This is a genomic window from Faecalibacterium sp. OM04-11BH (genome assembly GCF_003482185.1).
GTDB classification, from domain to species: Bacteria; Bacillota; Clostridia; order Oscillospirales; family Ruminococcaceae; genus Faecalibacterium; species Faecalibacterium tardum.
Genome location: NZ_QULS01000001.1, coordinates 67,091 through 83,645 on the forward strand (window position 1 = coordinate 67,091; position 16,555 = coordinate 83,645).

The window sequence follows — 16,555 nt, forward strand, 5'->3', positions numbered from 1 at the left end:
AATTTCGGCGTCAGTTGCAAAGAATAAGATGTACTTTTGTTGAATTTGCAGGGCGTTCTATGGTATACTGGGTGCAGAATGTGACAGGACGGAGGTAAAGCTGCCATGCCAGACGTTTATAAGCAATCCTTTAAGCAGAATTACACCAACAACATTGAATTGTCCATCTTCAACTGCGGCTTGGAGCGGTGCGCTCCGGGTCAGACATGGGGTCCCGGCATCCGCGACCACTACCTGATCCATCTGGTGGTATCCGGCAAGGGCATCTTTGAGGTGGGCGGCCGCACTTGGGAGGTGAGCGAGGGTGATCTTTTCTTCGCCCGCCCCAGCCAGCTGATCCGCTATACCGCCGACGAACAGCAGCCGTGGGAGTACAGCTGGGTGGGCTTTAACGGTGCCTGTGCCCACAAGCTTGCCGCGCAGCTGCCCTTTACAGACGATGCACCCGTGCACCACACCAGCGACCCGGACGGGATGCGGGCAGCCCTGAACAACATCTACTCTTCCCGTGGGCTACAGCCGCAGGACGAGGCTGCCATGGTGGGGTATCTGTACCTGTTCATCGCCGCTTTGATGCGGGAGACCAGCGCAGGCAAGCCTCACACGGCCTCCTCTTCCAGCCAGTATGTGCTGAACGCCATCAAGTACATCCAGTTCAACTACTCCCACGACATCTCCATTGACGACGTAGCCAAGAGCGTGGGGGTTTCCCGCAGCCACCTGTACCGGGTGTTCATGCTGAATGTGGGCAAGAGCCCCATCGACTACCTGACTGAGTACCGCATCAACGAAGCCTGCAAACTGTTGCGTGCCGGCAACCTTTCCATTGCAGAGGTGGCGGTGTCGGTAGGCTTCTTTGACCAGTTCTACTTTTCGCGGGTGTTCAAGCGCGCCAAGGGCGTGCCGCCCAGCAAGTATTTTGCCGCCCAGCAGGACGCCGACCCGGCAAGCCCTGCCCAACTGTAACCTGAGCCCATCACACAAGGAGAAACCATGCCTTTACAGAAAAACCAGATCCTGACCCTGCGCATCGAGCGCCTTTCCAGCGACGGCAGCGGCGTTGCCCACAGTGCCGATGGTGAGGCCGTATTCGTGCCCGGCACTGCCCCGGGGGACGAAGCCCGGGTGCGCATTGTAAAGGACTGCGGCCGGTATGCCTTTGGCATTCTGGACGAGCTGCTCACCCCCTCGCCGGATCGCATTCCGGTGGACTGCCCGGTAGCAGGCCCCTGCGGCGGGTGCAGCCTGCGGCATCTGGATTACGCCGCAGAGCTGCGCGCCAAACAGGAAAGCGTGCTGGACGCCTTCCGCCGCATCGGCGGGCTGGAGGTTCCGGTTCTGGATATCCTGCCCTCCCCTGAGGTGGACCGCTACCGCAACAAGGTGCAGTTCCCTGTGGGCGTGGACAAGAACGGTGCGCCTTGCATCGGCTTTTACGCCGGACGTACCCACCGCATCGTCCCCTGCCCGGACTGCAAGCTGCAGCCCGGCGTGCTGAACGAGATTGGCAACGCGCTGTGCGCCTTTTTTGCACAGCAGGGCATCCGCCCCTACGACGAGCAGAGCGGCAAGGGGCTGGTGCGACATATCTTCCTGCGGCGCGGTGCGCACAGCGGGCAGATCATGGTGTGTCTGGTATGCACCCGGGCAAAGCTGCCCCACGCGGAGCAGCTTTGTACCGTGCTGCGGGAGCAGTTCCCTGCCATCAGCACCATTTTGCTCAATGTCAACGCCAAAAACACCAACGTCATTCTGGGCAGTGAGAACCATATCCTGTACGGCCCGGGCTATATTGAGGACACTCTCTGCGGCGTACCGGTGCGTCTGGGGCCGCTGTCCTTCTATCAGGTCAACACGCTTGCCGCCGAGCGGCTGTACGGCGTTGCCTCCCAGTATGCACAGCTCACCCCGGATGACACACTGCTGGATCTCTACTGCGGCATGGGAACCATTGGCCTTTCCATGGCCGACCAATGCCGGGAGCTGATTGGTGTAGAGATTGTGCCGGAGGCCATCGAGAGCGCCAAGGCCAACGCTGCCCGCATGGGCGAGACCGTAGCAGCCAAGAGCCGCTTTTTCTGCGCCGATGCCGGACAGGCTGCCACCCAACTAGCCGCCGAGGGCCTGCACCCGGACATCGTCATGCTGGACCCGCCCCGCAAGGGCTGCGATGAAGCCACTCTCTCTGCCGTGGTGCGCATGGCACCCCGCCGGGTGGTGTATGTTAGCTGCAACCCCGCCACCGCCGCCCGAGACGCCGCATGGCTGGAAAAGAATGGGTACCATGCAGAAAAGGTGCAGCCGGTGGATCTGTTCCCAAGGACGAAGCACGTCGAAGCGGTTCTCCTTTTGACCAAACTCCATGTCGAGCGGCACATCGAAGTGGACGTCAGCATGGATGAACTGGATGTGACTGCTGCGGAAAGCAAAGCAACTTACAACGAGATTCGGGATTATGTGTGGGAGCACTATCAACTCAAGGTTTCTAATCTCTATATTGCACAGGTGAAGCAGAAGTATGGCATCATCGAGCGGGAAAATTACCATAAAGCGAAAAATGAAAATGCGAAGCAGTCTAAGTGTCCGAAGGAAAAAGAGGATGCGATTGTGGAAGCATTAAAGCATTTTCAGATGATTTGATACGCAATCACCCCAGAGAGGACAGCCTCTTGTGCGTTCTCTCTGGGGTGATTTTTGCGTTATGCTACTTCCGGGTAGCGCATATATACATACTCGTAGATTTTCTTCTGGTAGGTCTGGATATCGCTTACATCATAGCTATTGGGAAGTTCTTGCCAAAGGGTATTGCGGATCAGGTTATCCACAATCGCCTTAGTTTCCTGCTTGTCCGTCCAATGGTCGAGTTTGGCAATCTGCTGTTTGATTTTTGTCAACAAGTCCACAGACACCTTCTTGATCGTTTCAATTTCCTGCTTCGTGAGGTTCTCCGAAAACAGCAAATCGTACACCGAAAGTTCCTCATCGCTGGAAAAGCCCTCACGCACATAGCGCTGCTGTTCCATATCCAGCGAACTGGCCAGTTCCATTAGATCCATGAAGGTTTTCTCGATGGTCGCACGGTTCTGCTCCGCATTGTAGGCATCGATAATCTCCTGATAGCGGTCATAATAATCAATGCGCTGCGGGTTTGCAAACAGCATTTTCGCCAGCTGCTGGTTTACCAGTTCATCCAGATCGCGCAGGAAAAGGTTCTTCCGCCGGGTGTGGGCAAACTCCCGGCTCAGCAGCTCAAAATCAATTTTGCTGATGTCAAACTGCCGGGAAGGTACAGCCTCCTGATCTGGCTTTTCCACATGGATGTACTCGTTGACGATGCCGTTGATCTGCACCATCAGGTCGGTATTGTCCGCGTGTTTCCGCTTCTGCTGCAAGCCCTCGTAGATGGCGAGAATTGCGTTTTTCCGGGCGCGCACGGCATCGTCCACATCGTCACGGTCTGCGTAGCGGAACAGCCGCGCCAGTTCAGACGCATAGGTCTGGAAGGTTTTCTTGGTTTCCAACGTCTCGCACATCGCGTTGACTGCATCCTGTACAAGGCTCATCTTTTCAAAGTCCTGTGCATCCACCAGTTCCTGCAGCCGGAACCCGTGTTCTGCCAGAAAGCCGTCCGCTTTTCCGATGACCGTGCGGATGCGCTGAATCAGCTCCGTTTTGTCCACCGTTGGGTCAATGCCCGCCGGGCTGTTCTTGCTGACCGTATAATCTGCCAGAGCCTTGCGCAGCGCCTTTACGATACCAATATAGTCCACGATCAGGCCGTTGCTCTTGCCCTCCGAAACACGGTTTGCACGAGCAATAGTCTGCATCAGGGTATGGGCTTTCAACGGCTTGTCCAGATACAGACAGGACAGACACTTTACATCAAAGCCCGTCAGCCACATGGCACAGACGAACACCACCCGGAACGGATTCTTGCTGTCCTTGAATTCTTTATCCAGCTCCCGCTTTTCCATTTTGGCACGGTGCGGCAGAATATCCAGCCCCCACTTTTTGAAGGTCTGCACCTCGTTCTGCTCCTGACTGATCACCACTGCCATTTCGGTTTCTTTCATCCATGCCAGTTTACGGGCAAGCTCCTGTGCTTCCTGCTGGGTCGCTGTGCCCTGCCGGGCTTCCAGTTCCCTGATCTTTGCCTGCCAGCATTCCTGCACATAGTTGTACATCCGCACACAGGTGACCTTATTCAGGCAGACGAACATCGCCTTGCCGCTGGTCCAAAGGTCAGAGTAATGCTCCACAAAATCCTTTGCAATGGAGCGCAGCCGTTCATCTGCGGTGAGAATATGGATCTCCTTTGCAAACTCGCGTTCCAGCTTTTCCTCCTGCGAGGGATCAAGGTCGGCTGCTTCAATGGCATCCAAGATCCGCCCGGTGATCTCCGGCTTGTCCAACTGGGCGATCTTATCCGCACGGTTCTCATAATACAGCGGCACCGTTGCGCCGTCCTCCACCGCCCGCTTGAAGTCATACACCGACAGATACCCGCCAAAGGTGCGTTCCGTGATATGATCATCCGCCAAAAGCGGCGTACCGGTAAAGCCGATGCGGGACGCCGTGGGCAGCAGGTGCATCATGTTGTCTGCAAAAATGCCGTACTGGCTGCGATGGGCTTCATCCGACAAAATCAGAATGTCGTGATCCGGGTAGATGGGCGGTTCCTTGGGCAGGTTGAACTTCTGGATCAGGGTAAACACAAAGCTGGGGTTGCCCTGCAGCTTTTTTACAAGGTCTGTACCGCTGGATGCAATGAACTGTGAAGCCTTTGTCTTGCCCAGCAGACCGCAGTTTTCAAAGGTATCGCTGATCTGCCGGTTCAGCTCGTCACGGTCGGTCAGCACCACAATGGTGGGCGAGCCTGCAAACTTGCGCCGGATCTTCTGCGCCAGAAAGACCATGGAGTAGCTTTTGCCTGACCCCTGCGTGTGCCAGAACACACCCAGCCTGCCGTTTTTCAGCTTGCGGTTCTCGTAAGCACTGACGGCCTCGTTGACGCCGAGATACTGGTGGTTGCGGGCCAGAATCTTGGTGGTGCGCCCACCGGAATGGTCGTAAAGGATGAAGTTTTCCAGCAGATCGAGGAAGGTCTTTTTCTCGCAGATGCCCCGCAGCATGGTTTCCAGCTCCACTCTACCTGCATCGCTTTCCTTCAGACGCTTCCACTCGTGGAAAAACTCGTACTTGCTGCCAAGCGTGCCCACCTTGGCTTCCAATCCATTGGACAGCATAAGGAAGGCATTGTAATAGAACAGCTGCGGAATGGTATCGAGATAATTTCGGTAATTGTCTATGTAGGCGTTCTGCACATCCACGGTAGGCTTTTTCAGCTCGATGAACAGCAGCGGAATGCCATTGACAAAGCCCACGATGTCCGTTCTGCAGCGGTACAGCTGCGAGTGGATCTTCATTTCTTTTACGGCGAGAAAGTGGTTGTTTTCCGGGTTTTTGAAGTCGATCACCGCCGCGCTTCGGATTTCGGTGCGGCCATCCGGCCGCTTGACCGTCACCGGGATGCCATCCCGCAGCAGAAAATACTTTTCCTCATTGATCTGCATCAGGGATGCAGTGGAAACGTGCGCCGTAAATTTCTTCTGCACCTCGTCCAGCTGGTTCGGGGTGAGCCACGGGTTCAGCCGCAAAAGCGCCTGCCGAAAATACCGGGTCAGCAGCACTTCCCCATAGCTGGTGCGGCCCAACGTCCCGTCCGGCCCCAGCTTTTCGGAGTTGTAAGCCAGCACGACCTCCCAGCCCAGAACATTTTGCAGCAAGTTGCCTGCACTGTTCTGAACAAGGACATTTTCGGAGTATTCGCGGCTCATTTTCTATTCCTCCCAAACTCAGTCTTATTTTTCTTGCATTTTCTTCATTTCTTCATCGAACGCTTTTTCGCCAATTTTAGCGATGCAATGCAGCCTTAGTCCTTGTTCATACTGTCCAAGAAGTCTGTACAGCGTGCTGTCTGATGCCGCCGAAAAAGGTGCCCAATTTGTCGCACCCTGCGCCATTTCCAAGGCCGAAATCTCTATCAGCGCACTTATTTTTGCATCTCGCAACGCTTCGATCATTCCATCTCTGGTCGGATTTTTTATTTGAGCACGAAGTTTTTGAATTTTATTCATCGCGTCTTTTACGTCCTTAAAATCCTTGGCTTCAGAGCAATATTTATTAAGAGAATCTGACATATTATGAACACCCCTTTCATCAAAGTTCAAGCTATTTTATTGCTATCCTATTTTTAACAGCAGCGGTAACAATGCAATCCCCACATCGCAGCTCTTATCTGCCAGCCACGTCAAAACAGGTTTTACTTTTTCCCACTTTGACTTTTTGCTGTCTTTAGATTTTACTACCTCTTCAATCTCAGAAATTTTTTCCAGAATCTCTTCTGTATCCTTATTCGTGAGTGAAGTCATTTCTTCTACTTCTTTGCGTACCTGCTCAAATGTAACGTTCACATTCACGCTGTTGGTCACATTGACGACCTGCGAATTAGAAACTTCCGGTTTGGGCAACTGTACCGCATTCATTTGGTATTTGTATGTTTCCAGCTTTGCTTTCATCATTTCCAGATTTTCAACCACACAATTCGGGTGTTCTACCAGATGTCCATAAAAGACCATTTTCGCATTTCTATCATTGTACCACAGACCATCATACCATTGCTTTACACATGCTTGGTATTTTCCGTCTATTTCTCTATGTAATTTCAAGCGTTCATCGTCACTTAAATTTTGAGTATTACTCAATTGTTCAATATCCGCACATACCATATCATAAAAATCTTTTGGCATATCCATAATGTCACACCTCCACTTCCCCGCTCATCAACTTCGCTAGCAGCAAATCTCTTGCTATCTTTAACCGCTCATTTTGTCCTTGCAACGTCTTTATTTTATTAAAATACGTTTTTGTGAGTTTGTCAAACTTTTCCAGAGTTTCTTTATCGGGAATTACCACATCCATCGCGTCCAGAATCTTTGTCGTCATGCTGGGTACTGCCGCGCCAATATTCATAGAGTACATATCAAATGCTTTGACAAAGAAATATACAAAAACGGCTGTATGCGGCTGTTTCATCGTAGCATAGAACATTGTGTCCACTGTCCAAAATGTCTCATCTACATACATGATATTATTCAAAGAGCCTTTTCGAGGAATCAGGACTGCCTCACCAGAAAACAGCGATTTATTACATTTTCGCATTAAACCGCCAGAGCCATAAACAGGGATATTTCCATCATCAGGAGCTTTTTTATGGTCTTTTCCATAATTAACACTAATGAGTTCCTTTAACAGTCCTTTGCTCCACCCCTCCGGCACGCCATCCACAATTTTCGTGTTTTCATGCCCCGGAAAGCGCAAATCCACAAACCACTCTTTATAAAGCCGCTGGGCAGCTTCCTCCAGTAATTTGATTTGCTTTTCGTTGTTTTCAATTAGGTCATCGTAGGCAGAGAGGATATCAGCAATTTTATGCTGTATTTGAGTATCTGGCAAATCAACTTTTATAGCTTCAATTTTGTATATTCCAAGTTTAGGCTGCGCCGATCCACCTGCAACTTGCTCCATATACTCTTTTCGTTCTGGCGATTTTAGGATATATGCTAAAAACCCTGGGCAAACATCTTTTGAAAATTCAGTCAATCGAACTGCATTCTCTGTCAAATTCACACCATCAAATTCCTTTGATACGAGTGCTACTTCACCAATTGTTCCGGCAATTGTAATAATAATATCATTTGTATTAACGATATAGTGCGCTATCTTTTTGTGTATTTCTTCTGAAATATATCCCAAGTCCGAGCCATCAATTTTTCCATTTTTTATATCTCGTGCTCTAATGTATTTGTACTTTGTCGGTTTCTCTGAAAAATCGGTTCCCTTCGGAAGTCTCTTTCCACTTTTAATTTTACAAATGTCTTTTATTTCGTAGCTTCTAAAATTCATACCCCCATCTCCTCCAGATTCTTCGAGATGGTTTCCATCAGGCGGTTGGACTCTGCCTGCAATTCCAGCAGCTCCTTGTGGATTTCCTTCATCCGCTGGGCAAAATCCACACCGTCATCCTCCACGGGTGCAACGCCCACATAGGCACCGGGCGTCAGGGATGCGCCTTTCTCGTTGAGGATGGTGTCTCGGCTTGCCACCTTGCACAGACCGGGAATATCCTGATAAACGCCCTCGCCAAATTTTTCGGTGAGCCAGACGGCCTCCTTGGCAACGGTCAGCTTCTCGTTGAGGGCTTCCAGCGCCTTGTCGAACTTTTCCTGCGTGGCCTTGCGCTCTTTGCGGGACGCTGCCTCCACAGCGGCTTTGGCTTCTTCCCGCTTGGCCTGCACGTTTTGTTCCATTGCAGCTTGAATCTCTGCAAAGGGGCGGTCGTCTGCCAGCTCTGCGTGATACTCCGCCAGAAGCACCTTGTACTTGTCCACCTCGCCACGATAGAGCCAGACAATGGCGTCGAGGTTCTTCAACTGCCAGTCGCTCCACTCGTTCTGAGTGCGGTCCACCACGGTATAATAGTTGCGGGCATCGATGAACAGCACAGTGTCCAGCAGATGCTCCGGCTTGCCCTTATCCAAAAACCACAGCGAACAGGGCAAACTTTTGGTGTAGAAGAAATTGTTGCCCACGCTCATCATCACGTCCACATGGCCGGTCTGGATGAGCTTTTCACGGATGTCCTTGTCTTTGCCCTGACTGTCGGTAGCCGAGGACGCCATCACAAAACCCGCACGGCCATGCTCGTTCAGGTAGGAGTAGAAATAGGACACCCACAGATAGTTTGCGTTGCCGATCTCCTTGGCCTTGTTCACGCCGGGCAGGCCAAACGGCAGCCGCCCGGCACTCTGCGCCGACTCCGACTTGACCTTGTCCACGTTAAACGGCGGATTTGCCATCACATAGTCGCAGCAGCCGTTCAGGTTGTGGGCATCGTGATAGAAGGTATTGGCTTCATCGCCGGACTTGATCACGCCGGTCAGACCATGCACAGCCATATTCATCAGGCAGAGCTTGGCATTGTACTCCACCTTTTCCTGTCCGTAGAAGGTCATGGTGTTGTTGGCGATCATGCCCGCATGGTTTACAAAGTCGCCGGTCTGCACAAACATACCGCCGCTGCCGCAAGCCGGGTCCAGCAGAACGCCGTGGGCAGGCTCCAGCACATTGACGATCATTTTCACCAGCGATTTCGGCGTAAAGAACACGCCGTCATCCTGTGCCACATTCTTGGCAAACTTATTCAAAAAGTACTCGTAGATACGGCCGATCACATCGCCGCCCACATCGTCCAACGCATCATTGTTGAAGATTCGCAGCAGTTCCCCCAGCAGCTCATCCGAGAAGATGGTGTAGTCCTTCGGCAGAACGCCCTGCAGCTGCTCGCTCTGCTGCTCCACCAGTTCCATGGCGTTGTTCACCACTTCGCCCAGACTGTTCAGCGGGTTGCCCTCGATGCCGGTCAGCCCCTGTTCCGGGATGTTGGCGGGCAAATTGACCAAGTAATTGTACTGCGCCTCTTTGGGCAGAAACAGTGCACTCTTCTCGGCAAAGTCGCTCTGTTCCACCGGCAGCACCCGGCCACCGCGCACGGGACGGTCTTTCAGGATCTCCTGCTCTACCAGTTTGAAGCGGCTGTACGCATACCGCAGAAAAATCAGTCCCAGTACCGGCATACAGTATTGGTTCGAGGTGAGTTTAGAGCCTGCACGCAGCAGATCTGCCGACTCCCACAGGTCAGCTTCCAGTTTTTTGACGTTCACATTATTTGCCACGAGGGGGTTCCTCCTGTTGTTTGGATTTTCATTTTCTATTGTATCACATTTTTCTGCAATGTTCATCTTTAATCATCGCTATTTTCTTTTTGACTGGAAAAAGTTGTTTACCAATGGCTGACAATGTGTTAGAACCATATACTTTCTCATTTGGAGACGCTAATCCTGCATCCATCGGATGCAGTTCAAGGGTTTGGGTGTCCCCAACAAGTATTTTGCAACGCAAAAGAAGCAGCTGCATGACAAATGATCAGCGACAGTCTCCCCCTGAACTGCAATAAATCCCTGACTTCCACTTTCTCCTTTCATCTGGCTCAGAAATAAAGGCCTTCACTATGTACACCGAAATCGGGCAAAAAGGAGACACTTTTCACGTTTCTTTCACGAAATTTTAACATCCAAAGCCTTATCTAAATCTATTCACCCTATCCTTTATGTACATAGCACCTTGTGAGATAGCACGAAAAAAGCCGATAGGCTTTCGACCTACCGGCTGTTCGTCTGCTTATATTCAACTTTCGACAATTTATATTATAGCACCGATTCTCTTACGATGCAATGCGTTTTTTCTCCAATATAAGCCGTTTTTCTCCGTTTATAAAGTATGATTATACAAGCACATATTCGGCTGCTTTCTAAAAAGGGCTGCAAAGCAACTTTTGCGGTTTGCCGTACAGAAGATACTGAATACAAACCGTCCCCTCTTCCGTTTTCACCTTCACCTGTTCTGCATGTTCAAATATATCGCGCAGACGGCGGTACTCTGCCCGCTGCGCATCCGTGTAGTGGGACGGCATATCCGAGGTAAGGAACACATTGCCCAGCAGGGCATTGACCGTGGCAAGGGTGTGCTTTTGTTCTGCCGTCAGCTTGCAGTTTTCCTCCCGGAGGAAGAACACATCCGGATCGCTGCCATAGGCACGGCCATTGAGCTGCCGCCGGAATAGCGTGTTGTTGATGGCCTGCTTTGTGGACACCCGCTCCCGGTGGAACAAGCGCATATACCACACATCGTCCCAGTCCAAGCTCACGTCGCAGCTGACACGGCAGTAATCCACCAGCCCGAAAGCCGGCATCACCGGTACGCCGCAGCCGAGGATCTGCTTTTGCCCGCACCAACTGCGCAGCAGCTCCATGGCACGGTACATCCGGCCTGCCCGGCTCTCGCGGGCGTTGCCAAAGGGAGCAGCGCCGTACAGAAAATCCAGCTTGACAAGGTCGAAGCCCCAGTCGTTCAGCACCCGGTCAAACACCCGGCGCAGATAGTCCAGCACGGCCGGGTTGTCGATATCCAGCGCATAGAAACTGCTCCAGTTTCTGCCGCAGCACCACGGTTTGCCGTCCACTTTCAGCAGCCAGTCCGGGTGCTGCCGGAAAAGGGCAGAGTCCTTTTCGCACACAAAGGGTGCAAGCCATAGCCCAGCCTGAAATCCGGCGGCGTGAATTTCCTCCACCATGCCTTTCAGCCCGTGGGGGAACTTCTGTGCATCTGTTTCCAGCCAGTCGCCCACCTTCGGCTCCCAGCCATCATCGATCTGGAACAGGTCTCCCGGGCAAAGCAGGCTGCGGCAGCCGGTCAGGTCCTCCCGGATGGTATCCTCGGTGATGTTCTGATAGCGGTTGTACCAACTGGAATAGCCGGCCAGTTTCTTTTCGGTTCGAGGACGGATGCCCATAGCCTGAAACCAGCCGTCGAACACCTCGGCCTCGCTGCCCTCGGCAAAAAACAGGTCGAACAGGGCAAAGCTGCCGCCGGGATGCTCCACCCCGGCGCAGTCACGCTCCAGCGTCAGCAGGGCGTTGCGGCTGTCGTAGCGGAGGATGGTGTAGCCCGGGGTCTCGTCCAGCGATGCCACCAGCTGGAACTGCTTGCCCTTGCGGAAATAGCAGTAGGAAAAGCCGTGGCTCTGACCGTTATGATGCCCGTAAGGCACAAAGTGATAATCGCCGTAGCGGTCAAAGGCATATTTTTTGCGCAGAAAGCCGGGGATATGGTCGGTGCCGCGCAGCTTGCCGTTCCGGTCCAGCTCCGGGCTGTAGGTCCATGTCTGGTAGCCGTTCATGAACAGACGCTCGCCTGCTTCCATCGTCCACGGCAGCTCGGCACGTACCGCCTTCAGCGTCCCGGCGGGCAGGTCTGCCGTCAGATGCAGCGCACCGCAGCCCGGGTGCACCGGGGCATCGCCCTGCCGCATACCGCCGGAAGTTTCCGCGTACCAATGCAACGTTTCAGTCATGGTGCGTTTCCTCCCCGTGAAGCTGTGCGCTGATCTCGGCAGCGCGGGCGTCGGTCAAAACGAACTTGCGGCAGAACAGCACCAGCGCACCAGCCAGCACCAGCATGGGCAGAATGGTCATCATCAGGCGCAGACCCAGCAGGGTTCCGGCGCTTTGTACTGCCACCGGGCCGGTCTCCTCCGTGTTGCCCACAAGACCGATGAGGTCCAACCCGATGCCGGTGAGGAACACCGCCACACCGGAGGCTGCCTTGACCACAAAGGTCTGCATGGAAAAGATGACGCTCTCCTCCCGGCGTCCGGTCTTGAGCTGGCCGTAATCCACACTGTTGGAAAGGAACAGGGTGGTCAGCACGGTCAGCATCCCGTTGCAGGCGAACACGACAACGCCCGGGATGCACAGCAGGGCAAGGCTATGGGAAAGCCCGGTCAGGCAGAACACCAGCAGCGTGCCGTAGCCGCACAGTGCCAGCACAAGGCTCAGGTGAAACACCTGCGTACTGCTGAACTTTTTGCGCAGCAAGGGGTAGAGCACCATCATGCCAAGGATCTGCGCCGCACCGCCCACGGTGGAAAACAGGGTGTAGGTGGCTTTCCAACCTGCACCGCCAAGGTCGTATTTGAAGAAATAGATGATGAAGTTGGAGGTAAGGTACAGCGCCGAGTTGATCAGCACGATGCTGCCCACCACTACCATAGCCTGATCGTTGCGGAACAGGGCGGAGAACATCTCCTTTACGGTGGCGGTCTTCATCTCACTGGGGGTGGTTTCTTTCATGGAAATGCAGCACACCAGCTCTGTCACTGCAAAAATTACCGCTACGATCAATGCCACCCAGCGGAAGCCGGCGCGCTCGCTGTCGCCGCCAAGGACTCCCACCAGCAGCATGGTGAACATGGCAATGAGTGCCGAACCAACGCCTGCACAGGTACGTCCCACCATGGAGAGGTTCTCCCGGTCTTTGGGCGTGCGGGTCACGGCGGGGATCATGGACCAGTAAGGAATATCCATCATGGTATAGGTAACGCCCCACAGGATGTACACCACGCTGAAGTAGACCATCATTGCCGCTTCGTCCAGCGCAGGGGCGGCAAACAGGGCGTAGAGTACCAGCGCATTGAGCAGCGTGCCGGAAAAGATCCATGGCCGGAAACGCCCCCAGCGAGTGCGGGTCTTTGCCACCAGAACGCCCATAAAGGGGTCGTTGAAGGCATCAAAGAACCGGGCTGCCATGAGCACCAGCCCCACAAAGCTGGCCGAAAGTCCCAGCACATCCTGATAATAATACATGACGTAAGAAGCCGACAGGGCGTATACCATATCCTTGCCCACGGCACCAATACCGAATGCGGTTTTTTGTTTCAGGGTCAGTTCCATACAGCGTCCTCCTTTTCAATGGTGAACCGCAGCACAACGGGCTGGGTCTGCGGGGTTGAAACGGTCAGCAGGGCTTCTCCGGCAGTGCCCACGGTGCGCAGATAAGTACCGGTCATGCCGCCCTCTGCCACGGCGGTCTGCGGGCCCACAAGGGCGGCGCTGCCCTCCACCGCAAACTGCACCGGGAACTGTGCGTAGGGGGCTGGGGTGCCGTTCTCGTCCAGAATCCGCACCCGGACAGCTGCCATATCGTAAGTGTCTTTTTCCCGAAGAGTCGTCCGGCTGACCTTGACTTCCAAGTGCAGCTTTGCGCTGGGGCAAAGGGTCACGCTGTGCACCACGTTGCCGTCCTGCACGGCATCGAACCGCCATCGGGTGGCTTCGCCGCCCCAGTTGCCCACATATTTGCCGTAGAGCGCCACGCCGTCCGCAAAGGTCATTTTGTAGCGCAGCATACACCAGCCGAATTTGACCTTGTAGGCAAGCGGCAGCCCCGGCAGCCCATATTTCCCGGCGGCCAGCAGGCAGTCCCGCACAGCGGCGGCCTTGGAGGAAGAAAAGTGCTCCTGCGTTTCCAGCAGCTCGCCGATGGTATCGTCCATCACAAAGGGCGGGTGGGGCAGCGCCGTCCACTCGCTTTGGCGCAGGGCGGTGACAAACACATCGTTTTTGTACAGCCTGACCTGCTGGGCATTGCTGAAAACGTAGGCCGTGCCCAGCTGCCCGGCGGGGTTATCGCCAATGTCCATGGAGGAGCTGACCGCCAGCACCGGGTCAGTATCGCCCTGACTGGCATAGACCGCTGCCGCCAGCTTCGGGTTGCGGAAGCTGTCCAGCACACCGTGGTAGCAGATGCGGTCCCCGGAGCCAAAGTCCTTGTGAGTCTGGTAGTCGAACATACACCAGCCAAAACACCCGGCGTGTTCCCCGCTGCCGTAAGCGGCATTCTGCACCCGGACGTGCCGCAGGGCGTGCTCCTGCCGGTGCGGGCCATCGTCAAAGGGCTTGGTGGGGTACATGTGACCGTTGCACTCCGAGATGAGCAACGCCTTGCCCATATCGGGGGTCACGTCTTTTTTAGGCTTTGCGCCGGGCGTTACCCCGTTGTGGGAAAAATCGTTGTAGGCGTAGACGTCCTCCAGCAGATGACTTTTTTCCAGATACCGCACGCCGGAGGTGGCACGACTGGGGTCCAGCTGATGGGCGATTTTGTTGGTGCGGGTGTAGAAGGCATCGTCGTCCACGCTCTCGTTGATGCGCACGCCCCACAGGATGATGCTGGGGTGATTGCGGTTCTGCAGGAGCATCTCCCGCAGCATCTCGCAGGCGGCGTCCTTCCAGTTGTCGTCCCCGATGTGCTGCCAGCCCGGCAATTCAGTGAACACCAGCAGACCCCGCCGGTCGCACTCGTCCAGAAAATACTGACTTTGGGGGTAGTGGCTGGTGCGCACGGCGGTGCAGTGCAGCTCCTCCTGCAAAATGCGGGCATCCTCCCGCTGCAGGCTTTCCGGTGCGGCGTAACCGATGTAAGGAAAGCTCTGGTGCCGGTTCAGCCCCCGCAGGAAGGTCTTTTTGCCGTTGAGGTAAAAGCCATCCGCCCGGAACTCCGCCGTGCGGAAGCCAAACGTCACCTGTTTGCGGTCGATGGGCTGTCCGGCTGCGTTCAAAAGCTCTGCAATGGCATGATGCAAAACCGGGTGTTCTGTATCCCACGGCTGTGCTTCCGGCACAGAAAGCTGCATCTTCCCGGTTTCTGCCGCAGGTGCAGTCTGCTCTGCCAGCAGGGTGCCGTCTGTGGTCTCCAGCCGGATGCGGACCGCTGCGGCTGCGGGCGTAAGCTCTGCCGTCCACTGCACCACGGCGTCATGCAGGGTGGGCGTGTAGACGAACAAATCGGTCAGGCGGCTTTCGGCGGTCGCTTCCAGCCAGACCTCCCGGTACAGCCCACCGTAGGTCAGGTAGTCGATGACAAAGCCAAAGGGCGGGATAGCAGGGTCCTCCCGGGTGTCCAGCTGCACGGTCAGCAGGTTTTCGCCCTCCCGGTCCACAAGGTCGGTGATCTCCACCGTAAAGCCGGTATAGCCGCCCCGGTGCTGCCCGGCAACCTTGCCGTTGATCCGCACCACCGCCTGATGAGCAGCGCCGTCAAAGCGGACAAACAGCCGGGGCGCAGCCTGTACCGGCGGCACCCGGAACCGCTTGCGGTAGCCGCAGACCATCTCGTAATCGGCCGGAGAGGCATAGTGCAGCGGCACCTCCCGGCAGGTATGGGGCAGGCGGACGGCTTGTTGTTTTGGCACCGGCAGCCCCTTGCCAAAGGCTTCCGTCCAGTGTCGTGTAAACTCCCAGTCCTCGCAAAAGCTGTGTTTCATCGCGGCAGCACTCCTTCCAGTAAGATCGAGATCATTTCCTCCAGTACAGCCACATACTGCACCCCGCTTTCTGCCAGACTGCGGTCTGCCAGAAAGCTCTCGATGGATGCGGTGATCATCTGCCGCAGCACCGGCAGGGACACCGGACGCATAACCCCCTCAGCCACAGCCTGCTCCAGCAGCGCCATGGTGGGCTCCCAGCCGTTTTCCAGCTGACTGCGCACCCGCGCCGCCACCACCGGGTATTTCTCGTCCAGTTCCTTCATCTGCTGCAGATCCAGCGCGGCATACTCATCCGGCATAACAATGATGACTGCCCGGAGTTTTTCCTGCAAAGTACCGCTGCCTGCCAGAATTTCCTGCTTGCAGCGGTGGATATCCGCAAAGGCGTGGTCTACCATGTCCAGCAGAAGAGCCTCCTTGGAGGGGTAAACGGTGTAGATGGTTTTTTTGCTGATATGCAGCGGCTCTGCCACCTGCTGCATGGTGAAATGCAGCCCCTGTTGACGGAATAACTGCATGGCCTGTGTGCGCACAAGGGCGCTGAGATCCTCCTGCATGAGCATCCTCCTTCTGGAAACCGAAGTTTTCTTTCCGGTTTCCATTCTAGTACGGAAACCCACGCAAATCAAGTGGTTTCCGCATTTTCTGCGTTTTGGCGAAGAATCAGAGAAAAATTGCAGCAAAGTGACAGTCATTCACCCGTCTGGTTTTCAGGCGGGCATTTTCTTTTGCCGGAATATGGTGTTTCTACTTTTATCGTGGTACAATATC

The 16,555-nt window shown here is 54.6% G+C and carries 11 protein-coding genes; 2 read left to right on the forward strand and 9 right to left on the reverse strand.

Annotated features, from left to right (window positions below; translation table 11 throughout):
- Positions 1–105 precede the first annotated feature (105 nt).
- Together DXB44_RS00340 and rlmD are read left to right on the forward strand one after the other, a co-directional pair.
- Entirely contained in the window at positions 106–966 is an 861-nt protein-coding gene (locus DXB44_RS00340; RefSeq protein WP_097779700.1) for an AraC family transcriptional regulator, read from the forward strand.
- 27 nt (positions 967–993) lie between these two features.
- A complete protein-coding gene (gene rlmD / locus DXB44_RS00345) occupies positions 994–2,640 on the forward strand; it encodes a 23S rRNA (uracil(1939)-C(5))-methyltransferase RlmD (protein ID WP_118657334.1) in 1,647 nt (548 codons plus the stop codon).
- 59 nt (positions 2,641–2,699) lie between these two features.
- On the opposite strand, the gene DXB44_RS00350 is transcribed toward rlmD, so the two are convergent.
- The 9 genes from DXB44_RS00350 to DXB44_RS00390 all read right to left on the reverse strand — a co-directional run bounded on the left by DXB44_RS00350 (position 2,700) and on the right by DXB44_RS00390 (position 16,341).
- Complete coding sequence (locus DXB44_RS00350) at positions 2,700–5,837, reverse strand: type I restriction endonuclease subunit R (protein ID WP_118657335.1); 3,138 nt, start codon at positions 5,835–5,837, stop codon at positions 2,700–2,702.
- Positions 5,838–5,861: 24 nt separating this feature from the next.
- Positions 5,862–6,230, reverse strand: coding sequence for a hypothetical protein (locus DXB44_RS00355; RefSeq protein ID WP_143405970.1), 369 nt, complete (start codon positions 6,228–6,230; stop codon positions 5,862–5,864).
- A gap of 12 nt (positions 6,231–6,242) precedes the next feature.
- Positions 6,243–6,815 (reverse strand): hypothetical protein, encoded by a 573-nt coding sequence (locus tag DXB44_RS00360; protein ID WP_118657336.1) that lies wholly within the window; start codon positions 6,813–6,815, stop codon positions 6,243–6,245.
- Between the two features lie 4 nt (positions 6,816–6,819).
- Positions 6,820–7,965: a restriction endonuclease subunit S gene (locus DXB44_RS00365; protein ID WP_118657337.1), complete on the reverse strand. Its 1,146-nt coding sequence runs from the start codon at positions 7,963–7,965 to the stop codon at positions 6,820–6,822.
- Positions 7,962–9,794: a class I SAM-dependent DNA methyltransferase gene (locus tag DXB44_RS00370; protein ID WP_243110989.1), complete on the reverse strand. Its 1,833-nt coding sequence runs from the start codon at positions 9,792–9,794 to the stop codon at positions 7,962–7,964. Before DXB44_RS00370 ends, DXB44_RS00365 begins: the two co-directional genes overlap by 4 nt.
- Positions 9,795–10,429: 635 nt before the next feature.
- Positions 10,430–12,031 (reverse strand): glycoside hydrolase family 36 protein, encoded by a 1,602-nt coding sequence (locus tag DXB44_RS00375; RefSeq protein WP_118657339.1) that lies wholly within the window; start codon positions 12,029–12,031, stop codon positions 10,430–10,432.
- Positions 12,024–13,409 carry a glycoside-pentoside-hexuronide (GPH):cation symporter gene (locus DXB44_RS00380; protein ID WP_118657340.1) on the reverse strand — a complete coding sequence of 462 codons (1,386 nt, stop codon included), beginning with the start codon at positions 13,407–13,409 and terminating at the stop codon, positions 12,024–12,026. Before DXB44_RS00380 ends, DXB44_RS00375 begins: the two co-directional genes overlap by 8 nt.
- Positions 13,400–15,781, reverse strand: a complete 2,382-nt coding sequence (locus DXB44_RS00385) for a glycoside hydrolase family 2 TIM barrel-domain containing protein (RefSeq protein ID WP_118657341.1) — start codon at positions 15,779–15,781, stop codon at positions 13,400–13,402. Before DXB44_RS00385 ends, DXB44_RS00380 begins: the two co-directional genes overlap by 10 nt.
- Positions 15,778–16,341, reverse strand: coding sequence for a TetR/AcrR family transcriptional regulator (locus DXB44_RS00390; RefSeq protein ID WP_118657342.1), 564 nt, complete (start codon positions 16,339–16,341; stop codon positions 15,778–15,780). The genes DXB44_RS00385 and DXB44_RS00390 overlap by 4 nt, the downstream gene beginning before the upstream one ends.
- Positions 16,342–16,555: the final 214 nt, after the last annotated feature.

Excerpts from the sequence above, each read along its gene's own strand:
- DXB44_RS00390 (WP_118657342.1), bottom strand. The coding sequence starts at position 16,341 with ATGCAGGAGGATCTCAGCGCCCTTGTGCGCACACAGGCCATGCAGTTA.
- DXB44_RS00380 (WP_118657340.1), bottom strand. The coding sequence starts at position 13,409 with ATGGAACTGACCCTGAAACAAAAAACCGCATTCGGTATTGGTGCCGTG.
- rlmD (WP_118657334.1), top strand. The coding sequence starts at position 994 with ATGCCTTTACAGAAAAACCAGATCCTGACCCTGCGCATCGAGCGCCTT.
- DXB44_RS00360 (WP_118657336.1), bottom strand. The coding sequence starts at position 6,815 with ATGGATATGCCAAAAGATTTTTATGATATGGTATGTGCGGATATTGAA.
- DXB44_RS00350 (WP_118657335.1), bottom strand. The coding sequence starts at position 5,837 with ATGAGCCGCGAATACTCCGAAAATGTCCTTGTTCAGAACAGTGCAGGC.
- DXB44_RS00365 (WP_118657337.1), bottom strand. The coding sequence starts at position 7,965 with ATGAATTTTAGAAGCTACGAAATAAAAGACATTTGTAAAATTAAAAGT.
- DXB44_RS00340 (WP_097779700.1), top strand. The coding sequence starts at position 106 with ATGCCAGACGTTTATAAGCAATCCTTTAAGCAGAATTACACCAACAAC.
- DXB44_RS00375 (WP_118657339.1), bottom strand. The coding sequence starts at position 12,031 with ATGACTGAAACGTTGCATTGGTACGCGGAAACTTCCGGCGGTATGCGG.
- DXB44_RS00385 (WP_118657341.1), bottom strand. The coding sequence starts at position 15,781 with ATGAAACACAGCTTTTGCGAGGACTGGGAGTTTACACGACACTGGACG.